Annotated in this window: 14 protein-coding genes; 9 read left to right on the top strand and 5 right to left on the bottom strand. The window is 45.2% G+C overall.

Features of this window, described 5'->3' with window-relative positions; all coding sequences use genetic code 11:
- Positions 1-137 precede the first annotated feature (137 nt).
- The 6 genes from MHI51_RS04490 to MHI51_RS04465 all read left to right on the top strand — a co-directional run bounded on the left by MHI51_RS04490 (position 138) and on the right by MHI51_RS04465 (position 7,457).
- Positions 138-1,484 carry an ABC transporter substrate-binding protein gene (locus MHI51_RS04490; RefSeq protein ID WP_076130663.1) on the top strand — a complete coding sequence of 449 codons (1,347 nt, stop codon included), beginning with the start codon at positions 138-140 and terminating at the stop codon, positions 1,482-1,484.
- A 107-nt stretch (positions 1,485-1,591) separates the two neighbouring features.
- Entirely contained in the window at positions 1,592-2,485 is an 894-nt protein-coding gene (locus MHI51_RS04485) for a carbohydrate ABC transporter permease (RefSeq protein ID WP_076220068.1), read from the top strand.
- A 2-nt stretch (positions 2,486-2,487) separates the two neighbouring features.
- A complete protein-coding gene (locus MHI51_RS04480) occupies positions 2,488-3,321 on the top strand; it encodes a carbohydrate ABC transporter permease (RefSeq protein WP_076130664.1) in 834 nt (277 codons plus the stop codon).
- 35 nt (positions 3,322-3,356) lie between these two features.
- Positions 3,357-5,189, top strand: coding sequence for a sensor histidine kinase (locus MHI51_RS04475; RefSeq protein WP_076220069.1), 1,833 nt, complete (start codon positions 3,357-3,359; stop codon positions 5,187-5,189).
- A 17-nt stretch (positions 5,190-5,206) separates the two neighbouring features.
- Positions 5,207-6,706 (top strand): response regulator, encoded by a 1,500-nt coding sequence (locus tag MHI51_RS04470; protein WP_076220070.1) that lies wholly within the window; start codon positions 5,207-5,209, stop codon positions 6,704-6,706.
- Positions 6,678-7,457 carry a spermidine synthase gene (locus MHI51_RS04465; protein ID WP_081387489.1) on the top strand — a complete coding sequence of 260 codons (780 nt, stop codon included), beginning with the start codon at positions 6,678-6,680 and terminating at the stop codon, positions 7,455-7,457. The genes MHI51_RS04470 and MHI51_RS04465 overlap by 29 nt, the downstream gene beginning before the upstream one ends.
- A gap of 87 nt (positions 7,458-7,544) precedes the next feature.
- On the opposite strand, the gene MHI51_RS04460 is transcribed toward MHI51_RS04465, so the two are convergent.
- The 5 genes from MHI51_RS04460 to MHI51_RS04440 all read right to left on the bottom strand — a co-directional run bounded on the left by MHI51_RS04460 (position 7,545) and on the right by MHI51_RS04440 (position 13,087).
- Positions 7,545-8,432: a sugar phosphate isomerase/epimerase family protein gene (locus MHI51_RS04460; protein WP_342410430.1), complete on the bottom strand. Its 888-nt coding sequence runs from the start codon at positions 8,430-8,432 to the stop codon at positions 7,545-7,547.
- A 36-nt stretch (positions 8,433-8,468) separates the two neighbouring features.
- The gene (locus tag MHI51_RS04455; RefSeq protein WP_036686912.1) at positions 8,469-9,491 is read right to left on the bottom strand and encodes a LacI family DNA-binding transcriptional regulator; all 1,023 of its coding nucleotides are present in this window, start codon (positions 9,489-9,491) and stop codon (positions 8,469-8,471) included.
- Positions 9,492-9,559: 68 nt separating this feature from the next.
- Positions 9,560-11,137, bottom strand: coding sequence for a DUF3502 domain-containing protein (locus tag MHI51_RS04450; RefSeq protein ID WP_076105428.1), 1,578 nt, complete (start codon positions 11,135-11,137; stop codon positions 9,560-9,562).
- 80 nt (positions 11,138-11,217) lie between these two features.
- Entirely contained in the window at positions 11,218-12,114 is an 897-nt protein-coding gene (locus MHI51_RS04445; protein WP_076220416.1) for a carbohydrate ABC transporter permease, read from the bottom strand.
- A gap of 28 nt (positions 12,115-12,142) precedes the next feature.
- Positions 12,143-13,087 (bottom strand): sugar ABC transporter permease, encoded by a 945-nt coding sequence (locus MHI51_RS04440; RefSeq protein ID WP_305953532.1) that lies wholly within the window; start codon positions 13,085-13,087, stop codon positions 12,143-12,145.
- Positions 13,088-13,731: 644 nt separating this feature from the next.
- Here MHI51_RS04440 and bglX point away from each other — a divergent pair.
- The 3 genes from bglX to MHI51_RS04425 all read left to right on the top strand — a co-directional run bounded on the left by bglX (position 13,732) and on the right by MHI51_RS04425 (position 17,915).
- On the top strand, positions 13,732-15,891 hold the full coding sequence (bglX, locus tag MHI51_RS04435; RefSeq protein WP_405173626.1) for a beta-glucosidase BglX: 2,160 nt from the start codon (positions 13,732-13,734) through the stop codon (positions 15,889-15,891).
- 116 nt (positions 15,892-16,007) lie between these two features.
- The gene (locus MHI51_RS04430; RefSeq protein WP_076219775.1) at positions 16,008-16,976 is read left to right on the top strand and encodes a metallophosphoesterase family protein; all 969 of its coding nucleotides are present in this window, start codon (positions 16,008-16,010) and stop codon (positions 16,974-16,976) included.
- Between the two features lie 186 nt (positions 16,977-17,162).
- Positions 17,163-17,915: a 3'-5' exonuclease gene (locus MHI51_RS04425; protein ID WP_036686897.1), complete on the top strand. Its 753-nt coding sequence runs from the start codon at positions 17,163-17,165 to the stop codon at positions 17,913-17,915.
- The last annotated feature ends 150 nt before the right edge of the window (positions 17,916-18,065 follow it).

Raw genomic sequence — 18,065 nt, 5'->3', positions numbered from 1 at the left:
GGTACATGCTAATTATAAACGCAGAAACAAAACAAATAAAGACAATAAATAATAATACAATACATTTATTAACGGCTCCGATAAAGCTATAATGTTCATGTAAACGCTAACAATAAAAACGAAAAGGGGATTAAACTATGAGAAATAAGTTATTTTCGTTATCCTTTGTTATGATTATGGTCTTATCTTCAACACTTGCTGGTTGTGGTTCGAATAATGACAACACCACGAATAACGGTGCTGCCGCAACTGAAAAGCCCGCAGCAACTAACGCAGAGAATACCGGCGGTGACACGAATGCAACTGCCGAACCTGCAGCAGGAGCTGATATCAGCGGCAAAATCACCTTCCTAACTAACAGAACAGACATGATCGGCAAAGAATATGACGAATATTTAAAGCGCTTTAATGAAAAATACCCGAACATTAAAGTCGAATTCGAAGCTTCCCAAACCGACTATAACCAACAGGCTAAAGTCAGAATGGCCAGCGGCGAGCTTCCAGACGTTATGTTTATTCCTTCCATCCCTAACTCCGACCTGCCAAAATATTTTGCTTCACTGGATGATCTCGGCTTGAACGATCAGATCACCTTTAAAGACTTCAAATCCTTTGATGGTAAGCTTTACGGAATTACTACAGGGAACTCTACTTCCGGTATTGTTTATAACAAAACAGCATTCACTGATGCCGGCATCACCGAAACGCCTAAGACTTGGGATGAATTCCTGGCTGCCTGCGAGAAGCTGAAAGCAAAAGGTGTTATTCCAATGTCCTCTAACTTTAAAGACAAATGGCCACTTGGTACTTGGGCTTATGACACACCACGCTTAATTGAAGGCAATCCTGATTTTCCAAATGCTAAGCTGAACTCTGAAACACCATTCACTATGGACAACGGTTATGGCAAAGCCTTCAGCCTACTTAGAGAGCTCAATGAAAAAGGCTATCTGGAAAAAGACATCAACTCCACCAACTGGGAGCAATCGAAAAAGGACATCGCTTCCGGCAAATTCGCTATGTACTATCTTGGCAACTGGGTTATTAACCAAGTTATCGGAGCAGGCGCTTCTTCAGACAATGTTGGCTTCTTCCCATTCCCTTATGACAATTCGGGTAAACCATCTGCTACCCTTAGCCCTGACTTCTTCTATGCCGTTGCCAAAAACAGCAAAAATTTAGAGGCAGCTAAAGCCTTCGTAAAATGGATGATTGAGGATTCAGGTTATGAGGATTTCGCCGGCTTTATCTCTCCATTAAAAGGCAAGGAATCCAATCTGACTCAGCTGAAAGAATTCCAAGCTACCGGAGTAGAACTGGTAGAAGGAACTGTTGACGATGCAAAGGTTACAGAAATCGGCAACAAGGCACAGCTGGATCTCCCTGCTGTTGTACAGGAATTTGTACTTGCCAAAGATCCACAAACCGTATTAGACAAGTGGAATAAAGCTTGGGCTAAAGCCAAGAAGGACCTCGGTTATTAATTTGAGCTTTTGATTCGAAGTACACTACGGAGCAAAATGGATTATTGCTTTTACGGATAATCCATTTTGCCTTTCCATACCACGTTTTTATGAAAGAAGGGCTAGCGATGTTCGGAACACTTTCCTATAACAAACAGAAGACGATTATCATTGTATCCTTCCTCACGATTCCTTTGTTGCTGCTCGCAACATTCACGTATTATCCGGCACTCAAGCTGATTTATTACAGCTTTACGAACTGGGATGGCTATAGCCCTGAGAAGCCTTGGGTCGGTCTCGATAATTACCGCGAAGTCTTCTCCAACCCCGATATTTTCAAGGTATTTACCCATAACTTTGCTTATTTCGCGATGGGAATTCTCCAGAATATCGTCGCTATTTATTTTGCGATTGTGCTCAATAGTAAGTTAAAAGGAAAAAATGCATTTCGAATCTTACTGTTCCTCCCTTACATTATGAACGGTGTCGCCGTCGCCTTTATGTTTGGTTATGTCTTTGACACCACCAATGGCTCTCTGAATATGTTCCTGAATAGCATTGGTCTTACCGGACTAGGACAGACCAGTTGGCTTGGAACAGAAGGACTGGTTAACTATTCTCTGGCGTCCACAGGATTTTGGCGTTTCATGGGTTATAACATGGTAATCTACATCGCCTCCTTACAGGCCATTCCAAACGATATCTATGAGGCCTCAAAGATCGATGGTGCCGGACCTTTTCAAACACTTTGGAGAATTACTTTACCGAATATGAAGCCAGTCATCCAGCTTAACTTATTTCTTACCGTCACAGGGGCACTGGAAGTATTCGATCTCCCCTTCGTGTTGACCAAGGGCGGCCCCGCAGGCGCCAGCGAAACATACGTACAAAAAGTTGTAGATACTGCATTTGCTTACAATAATTACGGCCTCGCTTCTGCCATGAGTATTATCTTGCTCTTCTTTGTCGTCGTCGTACTGTTAGTACAGCAACTAGTTCTAAGCCGGGGAGGGGACAAATAGATATGACATACTCCAAATTTCGCTTCACAGATGTTATTAAATACTTCTCGCTGCTTATCGGCGTATTTGTTGTACTCTTTCCTCCGTATGTGGTCATCGTCAATGCCTTTAAATCCACTGACGAATTTAACAGCAGCAGCTCCATGGCACTGCCAAAAAGCTTTTTGAATTTCGATAATTTCACTGCCGTTTTCCAGCGCGGGGGTCTACTTAACGGATTTGGTAATGTGTTAATCATTATAGCTATTACTTTAATTCTGAACATCCTGTTCGGCACTATGGTAGCATTTGTATTGGGACGCTTCTCTTTCAAATTGAAACCCGTAGTCTTTGGTGCATATCTAGTAGCCACCATTATTCCTAGTATCACGACACAAGTGGCGACTTTTGGTATCATCAAAAGCATGGGGCTTTACAATACACTTGGCGCCCCGATCGTGCTTTATATTGGAGCGGATGTAATTCAAATTATTTTATATCTGCAATTTATCCGTAATATTCCCGTGGATCTCGATGAAAGTGCGATGGTAGAAGGTGCCTCTCTGTTCAGAATCTATCGGTCGATTATTTTCCCTTTACTTACGCCAGCTACGGCTACTTTGATTATTCTGAAAACCATTAGCATTTACAATGACATGTACATCCCTTACCTCTACATGCCGAAACAAAGCCTTGGTGTAGTTACGACGATCCTAATGCGTTTTCAAGGAGTCAATTCGGGGGAATGGAATTTAATCTGTGCGGCTATTCTGCTTATCCTGCTGCCAACAGTAATTCTATATTTCTTCCTGCAGCGTTACATCTTTGAAGGCGTAACCAGTGGAGCGGTCAAATAAGGTAGGTAGCTTATTACAGGAAAGGAACAACGCAAATGCTATCATACATCCGGTTAACTTTACGCAAAATGTGGTTGTTCCTTGCCAATCTACCGATGGAGCGCAAGCTGATTGTTATCTTTGTCTTTCTGATCTCTCTGCCGATTACTTATGTAAGTTATCTATCGTCCCGCTCCATGTTCAACTCGGTTCTTGTGAATGCGACTGACGGTGCGGGTCAAATGACATCGAATGCTTCAGATACCATCGACCGATATATTGCCGACCTCAAAAGATATACAGCCCTGCCGCTGTATAACACCGATGTGCAAGTCTACCTGACACAGCAAAATACCGACTGGGAAAAAAATACGGGCATGGCGATGTTCCTTAGCTATTTGAATCATACTAAGGAAGAGATCATTGCCGTGTATTTGGTGGATCAGTACGGTTCTGTCTTTTATGATAAAGACGCTGGAATTAATGAACTGTATCCAGAGGAACGATTAGCCAAATGGAGAACCATGAGTGAAGATGCCGGAGCAGCGCCTGTCATTCAGGGCAGACATACGATCCGCACCAACTCGAATGTCCATAAAGAGGTCTTTAGTGTTCTGCGTACGATTAACTCTGTAAGCACATTGCAGAATATAGGAATTCTCGTTTTCGATGTAGACATCAATCTGTTTAAGGGCATTATCGATCCCGTAAATGCAGTTACGCAAGGAAACACGTTCATTGTAGATAACAATGGAGATCTGATTTATGCCAGTGAAGATTCCGCGGTTCCGAATCTGGCTGCCGATACACAAACTCTGAATACAAAGCTGTTGCTGCAGCAAGTAAATCAGCAGCAGGATCATTTTCAAATAGACTTGAATGGCCAGTCTTATCTTGCAGTGTATACCGTCTCGAAACAGACCGGGTGGACCACTATGGTTACGATTCCTTTAACACGTATCCTGTCCCCTGTACAAAAGAATCGTAATACGCTTATCTTGACCACACTGATTATCATTGCTTTTGCACTTTTTGTTGCGACTATAATTTCCCATGCCCTGACCAAACCCCTTAAATCCTTGGTCCGCTTAATGAAACGGGTGCAGCATGGTAATCTGGATGTCTGGCAGCATTCCAAATATAATGATGAGATTGGGATGCTGGGCAGTCATTTTAATCGGATGATCATAAGGATCAAAGATCTGTTACAAGAAGTGTCCATCACGGAGAAACGGAAGCAAAAGGCTGATATGCGGGCGCTTCAAAACCAGATTAATCCCCATTTTATTTATAATACGCTGGAATCCATCCGCATGCTTGCAGAGAGCAATGATGATCCACGTGTGGCGAAGCTAACCTATTTACTTGGGCTTCAAATGCGTTACAGCATTGTCCGAAACGAAGAGGCTGTTACAATTAGACAAGAGCTGGATCATGTGAGAAATTATTATCAGCTGCTGGAAATCCGATTCCCAGACAAGTTCAGACTTAACATCGACGTGCCGGACGAATTCCTTCATCTTCCTGTTATTAAGCTTGTCTTTCAACCGGTCGTAGAAAATGCTGTCTTTCACGGTTTGGATCAAAAGGTAGGACTGGGCACCTTGAGCATCACCGCATGGAGCGAGCATGGAGATGCCGTATTCTGTGTAGAAGATGATGGGATCGGTATGGATGAAACCACCCTTCGTTCCTTAAACAATAGTCTGCAGACTGGAACGGACAATGAAAGGTTCGGGATTGGACTACGAAATGTAAATGAAAGAATTCGCCTGCATTACGGCAGTTCGTTTGGTCTGCTTGTTGAGAGTGAGCTTGGAATCGGCACTCGTGTTACCCTGCGCATTGCGGATATTAACGCTAAATACAGTGAAGATGAATTTATTTAGGAGAGGGGCTGCTCAGATTGCTGCGTATTGCGATTGTGGATGATGAGATCTTAATCCGCGAAGGACTGGCCCGAATGATCAGTAAAGAAAGCGCCGAATTTCTGGTCATCGGCACCTACTCCGACGGAAAACATCTATTAGATAAGTTAAGCACACTTCAACTTGATGTTGTGATTACAGATATTCGTATGCCGCAAATCAATGGCTTGGAGCTGATTAAACAGTTAAAAGCCACCCATCCGCAGATCTACTCTATTCTAATGAGTGGATTTGTTGAATTTAATTATGCCCGAGAAGCCATCCGCAGCTCAGCTGTAGACTATTTATTAAAACCAATTAATAAAGAGCAGCTGTTCGAGCTGCTTTATCGGCTAGACAAAGAACGGCAGCTCGCGCGCGACAAGGAAGAACGCCACCGTTCCGGGCTTTTATTGACAGTCTTACATATCGAAGAGCCCTCTTCCCCTCTCCTATTATCCAGCCTTACCTTGCCCCAGCCTTATTTCTCGGTCTTTGTCCTCAAAGGGAGCGCCAGAGAAACCGTCTGCTCCTGCGCAGACAGTCTGCGGCAAGAGAAGGCGTTGAGCTTCGACAGCTTGGAGATTCAAAAAGGACTCTACGTCTGGATTGTATATTCTGCTGAGCCGCTGTCAGACAACGATTTAAAAGATATCGGTGACATTATGCGGATATCTGCACACGGAAAGATCCTACATGTAGGTACCAGCGGTTGTTATAATGAGGTATCCAAGCTTAGACAGGCATACCTAGATGCTAAACAAGCCTGCAACATGGGCATATATAATCCGGAGCCTGTACATTACGCGAATATTCAGAATATTCAACAGCCGGAGATGAACCTCCTGGATCACTTTAATACAATTAGAGAACCGCTGATCCATAACCTGCAGATTCTGAATGTGACAGGCGTCTTAGAATGGATTCATGACCTGTTCTCAGTGCTGAAAGCACAACAAGCCGGTCCTGACCAAATTCTCCGGGTCTGTCGATGGGTTGAAGAAACTGCACAAAAGGAACTGCAAGAATTCGAGGCCCGCAATAAAAGTGCTCCCGACCTCAGGTTGGATGACAGAATTGCGTCCAGCATGAGCTTTTGCGACATTGAGGAGATGTTTACCGCTCATTTCACAAACATTCTGACCGAAATCAGAACCCATCGTCTGGAGATGTCCGGCACAGCCATAGAAACCATAAAACGCTGGATATCCGCTAACTATAATCAGCATGCGGATCTGAACACTTTGGCAAATATGGTTTTTTTGACTCCAAGCTATTTAAGCAAGCTGTTCAAGCAAGAGACCGGACTTACACTGACGGACTACATCACGGAAATTCGGCTGCGCAAAGCCAAACATCTGCTCAAGAATGCTCCCGACCTGAAGGTTCACGAGATTGGGGCAGAGGTTGGATATGGCGATCCTGCCTACTTCAACAAGCTTTTTAAACGTGTTGTCGGGGTTACACCCAATGAATATAAACGAATTAGTATTGTATAAGGAGATTGATCACTTGCATTCAGAGCTTCAAAGAAATAGCGAAAATCATGAAATAACCGTCTACGACACAACAGAACTATATGGTGAAAAAGGCTCCTTCCGTGTTATGCAGTTCTCGAATCATGCCACTCAAGGTGCGATGGATCTTAATGACCCGCAACGGATTCTCTTTGAATATCCGCGGGCCATCATTCACTTCATGGAGTTCAACCTCCCCTCTTTTGAGGATGTTTTTCTTATTGGGCATGGAATTGGAACAATTGCCGGACATTTTCCGGACAAAAGATTTAAAGTAGCCGAGCTAGACAAACAAGTAGTCGAATTAAGCCGCCGCTGCTTTGGATATAGTCAAGATAACGTAGTGATCGGTGACGGACGTCAGATCCTTGAAGGCGAAGACCCGCAGGTATATGATTACATCATTTTGGATGCCTTTACTGCCGCTGGTACACCAAGGCATTTGATCTCCCGTGAATTTTTCAGTATTACCCGTTCGAAGTTGAACACAAGCGGATATATTCTCATGAATCTAATGGGAAAAGGTGAACATGACCCGCTGATCAACGCGATTTATACGACGCTAGCCGAAGAGTACGCCTATATCAGAGCCTTTTCCCTGCCTTCAGAAGGGGCTGCCGATATCCAAAATATCATTATGGTTGGCGGCAGCACCCCTATCCGCTTTCAAGCCCGCCATTTGGCTGGCTTCAAAGAAATACAGCTGGGACAAGGATATCTGATTCAGGATTAAATCAGGATTAACTATAAAAAATGACCTCATCCTCCACTTCACTGTGGATTTCGAGGTCATTTTTGGGTTGTTTTCATACGGCACCATTTAAACCGGATTAGGCACAAAGCTGCCACCACGGCAATATTTCAAGTAATTCAATGCATGCACCTGGCCGGTCATTTCCAGCTCATCACGATACACTGGATCATGCCAGCCTTCGATATCAATCGTACCTTTATAACCCGCTTGGCGCAGGATGGTGATTACATCTACCCAATTGGTATCCCCGAAGCCAGCGGTTCGGTCCCATACATAAGGTTTGGGGCCATGAATACCGTATTCCTTAACGATGTCCCAAGCGATGGTCGCATCCTTGCCATGCACATGGAATACTTTATCCATCCATTTGCGCAGCTGCGGAAGCGGATCAATCAATGCGATCATCTGGTGGCAAGGCTCCCATTCCAATCCCAGATTATCCGCCGGAACGGCATTGAACATCTTCTCCCAGGCCGAAGGATTGTGAGCGATGTTCCACTCTCCGCTCTGCCAGTTTCCGCCCATAGCGCAATTCTCAAAAGCAATCCGCAGGCCACGATCTGCCGCTCTCTTCGCCAGTTCTCCGAACACCTCTGTAAACTTCGGGATGGACTCATCAATGGACAAACCTGGCAATCGGCCGGTGAATCCGCCTATAATATCTGTGCCAAATAAATGTGCATGATCAATCAGCCGCTCCCAGCTTGCCAACGTGTCGGCATTGTCGCCGCTGCCTGCGAGCGGATTGCCATAGATGCCCACAGAAGAGATGACAAAATCATGTTCAGCAGCTAACTCCCTCAGTCGTGCAGCCGTTTCTATCAAATCGGTTTCGCCGGTGGTCTGCCAAAAGTTCAGATTAAATGATTCAAATCCATGCCCCACAATTTGTGGAATGACCTTAACGGCTTCTCCACCACGTACAATCGTACCTATTCTCAGTGTATCTTGCATTTCGGTTCCACTCCAATAAAGGTTTATAGTGTGATCTTAACGAGGTTTAATCATCTTGCAGGAACCACGCTTGAGCAATACCGCATCATAGACAATATGCTGATGGTTTGAACGTCCGGAAATGAGATCAAACAGAACACCTACACTGGATAAGGCCATTTCCGTACCCGGCTGGCTGATTGTATCAAGAGAAGGATGATAATATTCAGCCATCTCGATCCCGTCAAAGCCAATGATCGAAATATCATCAGGGATAGATAACCCCGCGGTAAGCACCGCTTTGGCAGCACCGATGGCAATCGTGTCGGAAGCGGCAAATATAGCTGTAATTCCCTTATTCTTGTTGAGCAGTCTCCGCGCAGCATTAAATCCCGAGCTGGGACTGTATTCACAATCCTCAACCAACCCTGAATCATAGGGCAGACCCTGCTCTTCGAGTGCTTTTTTGTAGCCTAAATACCGCCGGTTGCCCGTGGTTTCATCCAATAATGGAGACTTGGCTAAAAAGCCGATATTCGTATGACCTAATGAGATCAAATAATTGGTAGCCTTATAGGCTTCCTTCGTTTCATTGATAATAACGCTGGAAAAAATAAGCGGGTTCACTTCCTGCGTTGAGGTGATCGTTGTCAGCACAAACGGAACCGTCAGCTGTTTGAACTTCTCTTCAGAATGATCATAGGTTCCACCCATGAAGATAATCCCGCACAGATTTTTCTCCTTCACCAGTTGAATTGCAGCATTGATTTCATCGGTCCCATCCTCTACTTGCTGGATAAGAAACGGGTAGCCCCGCAGATTGACCTGCCGTTCAATTTCTCTGATCATATTAGAGAAAAAAGGATTGGTAATCCCCTTGACCATAAGTGCAATGTTCTTAGATTGTGTAGTTTTCAAATTCCGCGCGTTGGAATTGGGAATATAATTGTATTCCTTAACCACACTCATCACTTTCTCACGTGTAGACTTGCTCACCGGTCCCTTGTTATTGATTACCCTGGAGACCGTCGAGATGCCCACACCGGAAATCCGCGCGATATCCTTGATATTTACATCCACTTTACTCCCCCATTTATGGGTAAAGGAGCTATATCGAATTATAGCTCCCTTACACCCCTTAACTTTCTTTAGTTGACAGGAACAAACGCAGCCAATTGCTTCTCTACTTCGGCAATGACCTTGTCAACTCCTGCTTTTTTCAGCTGATCACGGTACTCCGCAACAGCTGCTTTTGGATCTTTGCTTGTTTTACCAAGCATCAATTGAATACCGAGCTGTGAATTCACGTTGGAAATCGAAGCAATTTCAGTTGTAACATTGGTTGGATCAAAGCTGAAGCCATTGTAAGGATCATCGATAGCCACTTTATCCCATTCTGCGAATAAGGAGTTACGGATTGGGTTTTCTGTATCCGTAGGAACTACGAATTTGTCATTACGAAGTGACCAAGCAGCGAAACCTCCGCCGTCCGTTTTATCGTTGAAGCCTGCAGGCTGCTTTTTAACACCATTTTCCATCACATATTGTTTGCCTTCAATACCGTTTTGGATGAGGTTGTAGTAGCTTTCATCGGTCATGAACTTCTCGATCACCATCAGAGCGCGCTCTGGATTAGCTGAGTTCGTGCTGATTACAGTCGAGTTGTCAACGCCCATCTTACGTTTGATCTTCTTATTAGCTTCCGCAAAAGTAAAGAAGTAAGGATCTGATTCCGGTTGCGCCTTCAAATCCGCACCGTATTGGCCGATCCAGTCCTGAGCATGAGTCAAATAACCTGCGGAGTTAGCTGCTCTGAAGTTATCCTTGCTGCCTAGGGTTGCAGACAGCACATCTTTACTCCAGTAACCCTTATCCGCCCATTCACGCATCTTCACAGCCCAATCTTCAAATTCCTGAGTGAAAGCTGGATGGAAGACGGTCTTGTAGTCCTCTGGACTTTTGGTCACAAGATTCAGCTCATTCAAAGATATACCAGGAGCGTTAAGCCACATCCCTGTAGTATCTACGAGCATTCTGAACATATTGGCTGCATCTTCTGCCTTGCCGTTAATTGGTGGGAAGGACTCATTAGCAACCACATTATCCATGTATTTAACCATATCATCAATGGAAGTGATTTTGTCCATTCCATATTTCTTCAGCAAGTCAGAACGATAGGCATAACCGGCAGGTGTGTATTCGCTATAAAGACTTGGTACACCGTAAATTTTGCCTTTGTATTTTGTATTCTCCCACACACTTTCCGGGATTTCCGCTTTTAGCTTAGGAGCAACTTTATCCAGCATATCTGTAAGGTCCACTAGAGCGCCTTCACTAGCCAATGTGAAATAAGACACCGGAGCTCCGGGAGATGCATGCGACATATCAAATTCTTCGCCTGAAGCAAATAGCAGCGGGTACTTAGTAGCGATATCCGGCCAGTCAATATACTTCACTTCAATCGTAGCGTTTAGATCAGCTTTGAGCTTCTTGTTAATCTCAGCGAGGATTTCTTTATTTTTAACTCCTTCGCTGCCCCACAGGTAGTACACCAGCTTAGCTTCCTTGGAAGTATCCACTCCGCCTGCATTGGCTGATGCCTCTGGAGCTTTCGTGGCTGCCGGATCATTACTCGGCTCATTGTTGTTCTTGGATGTGCAGGCTGTCAGTGCTCCAGTAAGCATGAGGACAGCAATTAAAGAAGACGCGATCTTTTTACCTTTCATTTAGGTAAGCCTCCCTTTTCTCTTCTATTTATGAAACTTTCATTTATAATAAACGCTCTTCGAAAAGAAGATTGCGTCCATTAACCCTTTACAGCCCCGATGGTGAGGCCTGTTACGAAATAACGCTGTACAAATGGATACAGGAGAATAATCGGTCCAGTGGCCAGCACAGCTGTAGCCATCTTGATGGATTGCGTCGGAAGATCAGCAGTATTGATGACCGCTCCCGAGTTGATTAGCGCTCCTAAGTTCGTCTGATTGACCATTCGCTGCAAAAAGTATTGGAGCGGATATTTCGTCGGACTGTCAATATACAACATCCCGTTATACCACTCATTCCAAAAGCCGAGTGCTGAGAAAAGCCCAATAGTAGCCAAGGATGGAACCGCCAGCGGAATAAATATCCGCCAATAGATGCGAAAGTCGCCAGCACCGTCAATGGTAGCGGATTCATATAAGGAATCCGGAATCGCCTTCATGAAATTACGCATCAGGAAGATGGACCATGCACCAACTACACCCGGAAGAATCATGGCGAATAAGTTGTCCTTCATATGCAGGTGCTTAACCATCAGGATGTATGTCGGAATCAAGCCGCCACTGAATAGTGTTGTAAAGTAAATCAAGAAGGAAAAGAAGTTGCGGTACTTGAAATCCTTACGGTTGAGCACGAATCCGGCCATCGACATCATAAACAGTCCGAGTACCGTACCCACTACGGTGATGAAGATAGTTACCTGATAAGCATTCACCAGCTGAGTAGAGTTGTTGAATAGCATCTCGTAAGCCTTAAAGGAAAATGCCTTCGGCAGCAGCTTGTAGCCTTCACGAACAATTTCCTGCTCGTTCATGAACGATGAGGAGATCATCAACGCGAAGGGAAATAAACAGAATAGCGCAAAGATAGCGATACAGATATAACTGACTGCTTTTATGAGAATGCTTCCGGAATCCTGTTTGATTGTACTCTTTTCCATATTTATCACCCCTGTTTCGTGTCTAGTCTTAGAACAAAGCGCTGTCCGGTTCTACCTTGCGTACAATAAAGTTAACTACAAGCACCAGGATCAGACCGAATAAGGATTGGTAGAAGCCCACTGCGGCACCCATAGAGAAGTTGAATTGTCCCACCAGTGAACGGAAGACATAGGTATCGATGATATCTGTCTGCGGATACAGTACAGAGTTCGTACCGATCAGATTATAGAAAAGGTCAAAGGATCCCTTGAGAATTCCACCCATACCGAACAGTAGAAGCAGAATAAAGGTTGGCTTCAGAATCGGCAAGGTCATATAACGGATTCGCTGCCAGGTAGTCGCTCCATCCATATAAGCAGCCTCGTACAGATCATGATTAATCCCTGTGATCGTTGCCAGATAAACAATCATTCCATATCCGGTACCCGCCCAGATCTTGAAAGCCACAATAATATATTTCCAGATGCCCGGATCGGAATAGAACTCGTAACGGTCTAGCCCCATTCCAGTTAACATCGTATTGATAAACCCGGAATTGAAATTGAATATATTGTAGGCAAACACACCGACGATAACCATGGAGATGAAATTCGGTAACAGGATAACGGATTGTGATATTTTTTTGAACCACTTGCCTGAGATCTCAGACAACATAATGGCAAATACTATTTGAATGATATTACCTAAAGCCAGAAAGACGATATTATAGAGCAGCGTATTCTTGGTAATATTCCATAGATCCCCATTTTGAACCAGAAACTCAAAGTTCTTAAGGCCGATAAAGTTACTTCCAAAAATCCCCTTATTGAGCTTGTAATCTACAAATGCGACGTAAGCTCCAGGCATTACAGCATAGTGAAAGATAACGAAATATACGATTACAGGCAGCAACATTAGAAAAAGAACTTTGTTCTTAATGACTTCCCGGACAATGTTTCCACCCACAAGCTTCAGTCTCGCCAAAGTGCCCACCTCCAATTTGAAAGATGCATTCAGTCACATGCATAAATTACCTTCCTTTCTTGTCCAGCAGCCAGAATAAAAACAGTTTGCCCAACCTTCATAAAAAAGTGTATCGAGCGTTGTAGAAACGTTTCCAGTGTTTCTGTAAAACTCTCTGTGTGAGAAGCATACTCCCAAAATGTATGCGCTGTCAATTCATTTTATTTTTGAATTACAAGTACTAAAGTTACATATTTCACGTAAAAAAATATAAATTAGCTGTTTTTCTAAAGGCGATTGACTTTTTTTGGTGTTCAGACTAATATCGAGGTGTATCGTTTGTGGAAACGTTTTTATACTTTTCTTTCATAGACATGTCAGTCTCCATATGTAACATCTTAATGATGCAATCCTCTTCTGATTTAATTTATGCCTCAGCCCTGTATCCGAAGAGAGAAATGCTATGATTTTCACAACAAATGAACCTGATCATAGCTCAGGCCCATTCCGCATCTCGGAGCTGTGTGCCAGGAGAGTAAACGGTTCACTCCCATCCTTAGTCGCCTATCTAACGTAAGTTTTGCTAATAAAATCATGCTTACGCTGCCCGGCGGGGAACTACACATCTATTTAACAAACTAACTTTCAATGCGCTCACGAGGAAGGAGTTAACCATGACTAAAACGTTTATCCAAGATCTTGTGAACGATATGACCCTGGACGAAAAGCTGGCCCAATTAACCCAGCTAGGTCCTCACTATTGGGGTTTGGACGATACCGTGGATTTAACTGGTCCATTTAAGGAACTGAATATTAAGCCGCAGGTAATGGAGAGCATCGGAAGTGTTCTGAATGGTATTGGAGCCCGGAATGTAATCGAGCAACAGACCCGACATTTGCAAACCAGCCGACAAAAGATTCCTCTGCTCTTCATGGCGGATGTCATTCACGGCTACCGGACCATCCTCCCGATTCCGCTGGCCATGGGCAGCAGCTTTGACCTTGAAGCCTGTGAAAGGTTTGCTGAAATCGCCGCCAAGGAGAGTGCGGCTGCCGGCATTCACGTCACCTTCTCGCCCATGACTGATCTCGTACGCGACCCGCGCTGGGGACGCGTCATGGAGACATCTGGTGAGGATCCCTATCTGAATGCCCGTGTCACCGAAAGTATGGTGCGGGGGTATCAGGGCAAAGACCTAAAAGAAAAAGGACGCATCGCTGCCTGTGTGAAGCATTTCGCTGGTTACGGTGCTCCCGAAGGCGGACGGGAATACAACACGGTGGATATGTCTTCCGGCGTATTGCGTGAGTTCTACCTGCCAGCCTATAAGGCTGCCGTAGATGCTGGTGTGGCCATGGTGATGGCCGCATTTAATACCATTGACCGTATCCCGGCAAGTGGTAATTCCGAACTTCTTCGCGGGATTTTACGGGAAGAATGGGGCTTCAACGGCGTTACCATCGCCGATTTCAATTCCGTTAATGAGCTGATTCCCCATGGCGCCGCGATAGATGGCCGTGAGGCAGCCGAGAAAAGTCTGGCTGCTGGGCTGGATATTGAGATGATGTCCACTCACTATCTAAACCACGGCGCTGCTCTGGTCGAGGAAGGAAAGCTTGATATCGCCTTGATCGATGAAGCTGTTATCCGGGTGCTTGAGCTCAAGGACGCGCTTGGCTTGTTCGATAATCCATTTAAGGATGCAGATCCGCTGGTGGATGAGGCTCCGAAACCTAGCGCGGAGCATCTGCAGGCCGCACGGGAGCTTGGAGCTAGCTCAGTTGTACTGCTCAAAAACGACAATGATGCTTTGCCCCTTAAACGTGGCATGAAGATTGGTCTGGCTGGTCCTTTCGCCACCTCCATTCATGTGCTGGGCGGTTGGGCCGGGACAGAAAAAGATCCGGCTGTATCACTCTACACCGGCCTTTCGCAAAAAACATCTGCCGAAAATATTTTTACGGCCATGACTGGTGAGCTCGGAAGCATGCTTGAGGGTATTTTTGATGTGGAGGATGAAATTGAAGACGCCTACCAGGCGCTGAAGGATTGTGATGTAATTCTCGCCGCTGTCGGTGAGAATCAGCAGGATACCGGGGAAGGAGGAAGCAAATCCAATCTCCGCCTATCGGCCAATCAGGAGAAGCTGATCTGGCGTCTGAAGGATACCGGAAAAAAGGTCGTCACCATTGTATTCAGCGGCAGACCACTGGAGCTGAAACCCGTTCTTGATGCCAGCGACGCTCTGCTGCAGGCTTGGTTTCTGGGTACAGAGTCAGGAAATTCGCTGGCCGATGTGCTGTTCGGAGATTATAATCCTTCCGGACGTTTATCGATGAGCTTCCCCTACTCGGTTGGGCAAATTCCTGTCTACTACAATGCTTATCAAACGGGACGTCCTTATGATCCTATGTATCCTAATGTGCGTTATGTGACCCGTTATCTGGACTGCCCGAATGACCCGCTGTTCTGTTTTGGTTATGGCCTGAGCTATTCCAAGTTTGCTTACAACAGCTTCAATGTTGAAGCTGCGGATCGGGTTGTTGCCTCCATTGAAGTTGAGAATACTTCGGACATCGCCGGCAAGGAAACCGTTCAGCTCTACATCCACGACGTCAGCGCAAGTGTCGTGCGCCCGGTCAAGGAACTGAAAGGCTTCCAGCAGATTACACTCGCACCGCATGAGAAACAGGTGGTTTCCTTCGAAATCACCAGAGAAATGTTAATGTTCTACGGAAAAGACGATCAGTTGGTCTTCGAGCCTGGGGAATATGATATTATGATCGGTAGAAACTCTGGAGATCATTGCACTCAGCGGATCTGGATCGGCTGACCTGCGTATAGCTATGCTTCTAACGACGTCAGCCCTTATTGCCCTCTTGGCGCAATGAGGGGTTGGCGCCTCCACAGCTTGCTATTCAATATTCGATAGTAAGGGAGATTATTCTAATGAGACACAGTTTATCATTTCAGCAAGATGGCACTTTTAAAATCGTACAATTTACAGATCTGCACTGGATGGATGGAAGAGCTGAGGATCAGCTTACCGAGGCACTGATGGAACGCATTCTGGATGCGGAACAACCTGATCTTGTGGTTTTCACGGGAGATCTTATTTACACGGGTCCTGTATCACCGGGAAACAAGGCATGCGAGCACCCCGCACAAGCTTTTCGTGAAGCTGTCGCTGCCGTGGAGAGATCCGGCATTCCTTGGACCTTTGTATTCGGCAACCATGACACAGAAACTCTGATTTCAAAGAGTGAACTGATGCAAATTGCCCTGGAACATCCCCACTGCCTGACCGAATCCGGTCCAGAAGAGCTGGAAGGCTCGGGCAATTACACTCTTGAAATTAAAGATCAGGAGGACGACTCGGCTGCTATTTTGTATTTTCTGGACTCTGGCGGCTACTCCGAGTATGAGGATATCCCGGGCTACAATTGGATTGGGCGGAATCAGATCAACTGGCTGACGGCTGAATCTGCGCGGCTGAATCCGAAGACTGCTGAGAACAGGCTGCCTGCCTTGGCTTTCTTCCATATTCCAATTCCCGAATATCGGGATGTCTGGTCTACACAAGTCTGTCATGGGCATAAGTTTGAGCGTGTATGCTCACCTGAGGTGAACTCGGGCTTATTCTCAGCTTTGCTGGAAATGGGTGATGTGCTTGGCACCTTCTGCGGACATGACCATATCAACGATTTTAGCGGCAACCTGTATGGCATACGTCTTTCTTATGGCCGTGCTACCGGCTACAATACTTATGGAAAAGAAGGCTTTATGCGGGGAGCACGCGTCATCGAGCTGGTCAAAGGCACTCAAGACTTCAATACCTGGCTTCGTCTTGATGACGGATCCGTTATAAATGAACAGCCGATTCATATGCCTGAACCTGCTGCCGATTCAGGACATTAATCTTTTATAGGATTAAATTTTAATAGTGATTAAATGAACCAGTACGCAGATGTTGTGCTGGTTCATTTTTTTGTGCAAATATTAGCTTGTCTCCATATTCCCCATTACATCACTTTTTTTGTTAAAATAGAGAAGTCGACGTATTAAGCACTACAGCGTCAGTCATGGAAACGGAGGCAAGTACCTGTGGATTATATTATTCTGGACATCGAATTCAACGGCCGTAAGTTTGCCAGCGAGCACCCTATGGAGGTCATTGAGATTGGAGCCGTCCGGTTAGACTCTTCACTGCAGTATAAGGATGAATTTTCTTCCTTGATCAAACCTATATATTTCTCCACCCTAAATTCCTTTATTAAGAAAAAAACGGGTATCCCTCAAGAGGAAATCGACATTGCCGCCCGCTTCCCCAAAGTCATCACTGCTTTTAGAGAGTGGCTTGATCTAAGTACAGACGGAGTTCTGCTGCTTACCTGGGGTGGCGAAGACATGAAGCGAATCATTCAGGATGTGCGCATGCACAAGATGGACGAATCCTACTGGATGTCCGCTACGTATTTCGATTTGCTCAAAGGAGTTCTTCGTGCGCGTGGTCTTAGCAATGATGTCAGCGTGGAAAGCGCGATGGCATTGTTTGAGCTTGAGCCTACTGGATCTGCACACCGGGCGCTGGATGATGCACGGATGACGTCAGAGATCTTCCGCGCCGTGTTTAAGGATCTGGATTTTGAGCGTTCACAGCATTACGTAGATACCTTCTCCAATGCCAAAGAACGCAAAACAGTTAAGGTAGCCATAAAGGCTATGACCTCACAAAAAATTGTACCTACCTGGGACCTTGTCGTTGAACACTACTTCTCAGACAAAGCAACCCTTGCGGACCCTCGTAAGCTGGAGGAATTGCACAATTATTTCACAGCACAGATGGGCCATAAATAAATTCAAGCAGCAAAGCTCAACATAGCTCAACATTATAGACTTATTCATAGCAGCGGCAGACTTCCCCATGATCATTCAGAGGGTAGCTGCCGCTGTTTTGGATATGCTAAAAAAACCATTTGACCTTCACGTTACGTAAAGGTGTACATT

This window comes from Paenibacillus sp. FSL H8-0260 (assembly GCF_045040625.1).
In the GTDB taxonomy this organism is placed as follows: Bacteria; Bacillota; Bacilli; order Paenibacillales; family Paenibacillaceae; genus Paenibacillus_AQ; species Paenibacillus_AQ odorifer.
This window is presented reverse-complemented; position numbering and strand designations above follow the sequence as displayed.

What these genes read in the sequence shown, in the direction of transcription:
- MHI51_RS04490 (WP_076130663.1), top strand. Translation starts at nt 138, where the DNA reads ATGAGAAATAAGTTATTTTCGTTATCCTTTGTTATGATTATGGTCTTA.
- MHI51_RS04485 (WP_076220068.1), top strand. Translation starts at nt 1,592, where the DNA reads ATGTTCGGAACACTTTCCTATAACAAACAGAAGACGATTATCATTGTA.
- MHI51_RS04480 (WP_076130664.1), top strand. Translation starts at nt 2,488, where the DNA reads ATGACATACTCCAAATTTCGCTTCACAGATGTTATTAAATACTTCTCG.
- MHI51_RS04475 (WP_076220069.1), top strand. Translation starts at nt 3,357, where the DNA reads ATGCTATCATACATCCGGTTAACTTTACGCAAAATGTGGTTGTTCCTT.
- MHI51_RS04465 (WP_081387489.1), top strand. Translation starts at nt 6,678, where the DNA reads ATGAATATAAACGAATTAGTATTGTATAAGGAGATTGATCACTTGCAT.
- MHI51_RS04460 (WP_342410430.1), bottom strand. Translation starts at nt 8,432, where the DNA reads ATGCAAGATACACTGAGAATAGGTACGATTGTACGTGGTGGAGAAGCC.
- MHI51_RS04450 (WP_076105428.1), bottom strand. Translation starts at nt 11,137, where the DNA reads ATGAAAGGTAAAAAGATCGCGTCTTCTTTAATTGCTGTCCTCATGCTT.
- MHI51_RS04445 (WP_076220416.1), bottom strand. Translation starts at nt 12,114, where the DNA reads ATGGAAAAGAGTACAATCAAACAGGATTCCGGAAGCATTCTCATAAAA.
- bglX (WP_405173626.1), top strand. Translation starts at nt 13,732, where the DNA reads ATGACTAAAACGTTTATCCAAGATCTTGTGAACGATATGACCCTGGAC.
- MHI51_RS04430 (WP_076219775.1), top strand. Translation starts at nt 16,008, where the DNA reads ATGAGACACAGTTTATCATTTCAGCAAGATGGCACTTTTAAAATCGTA.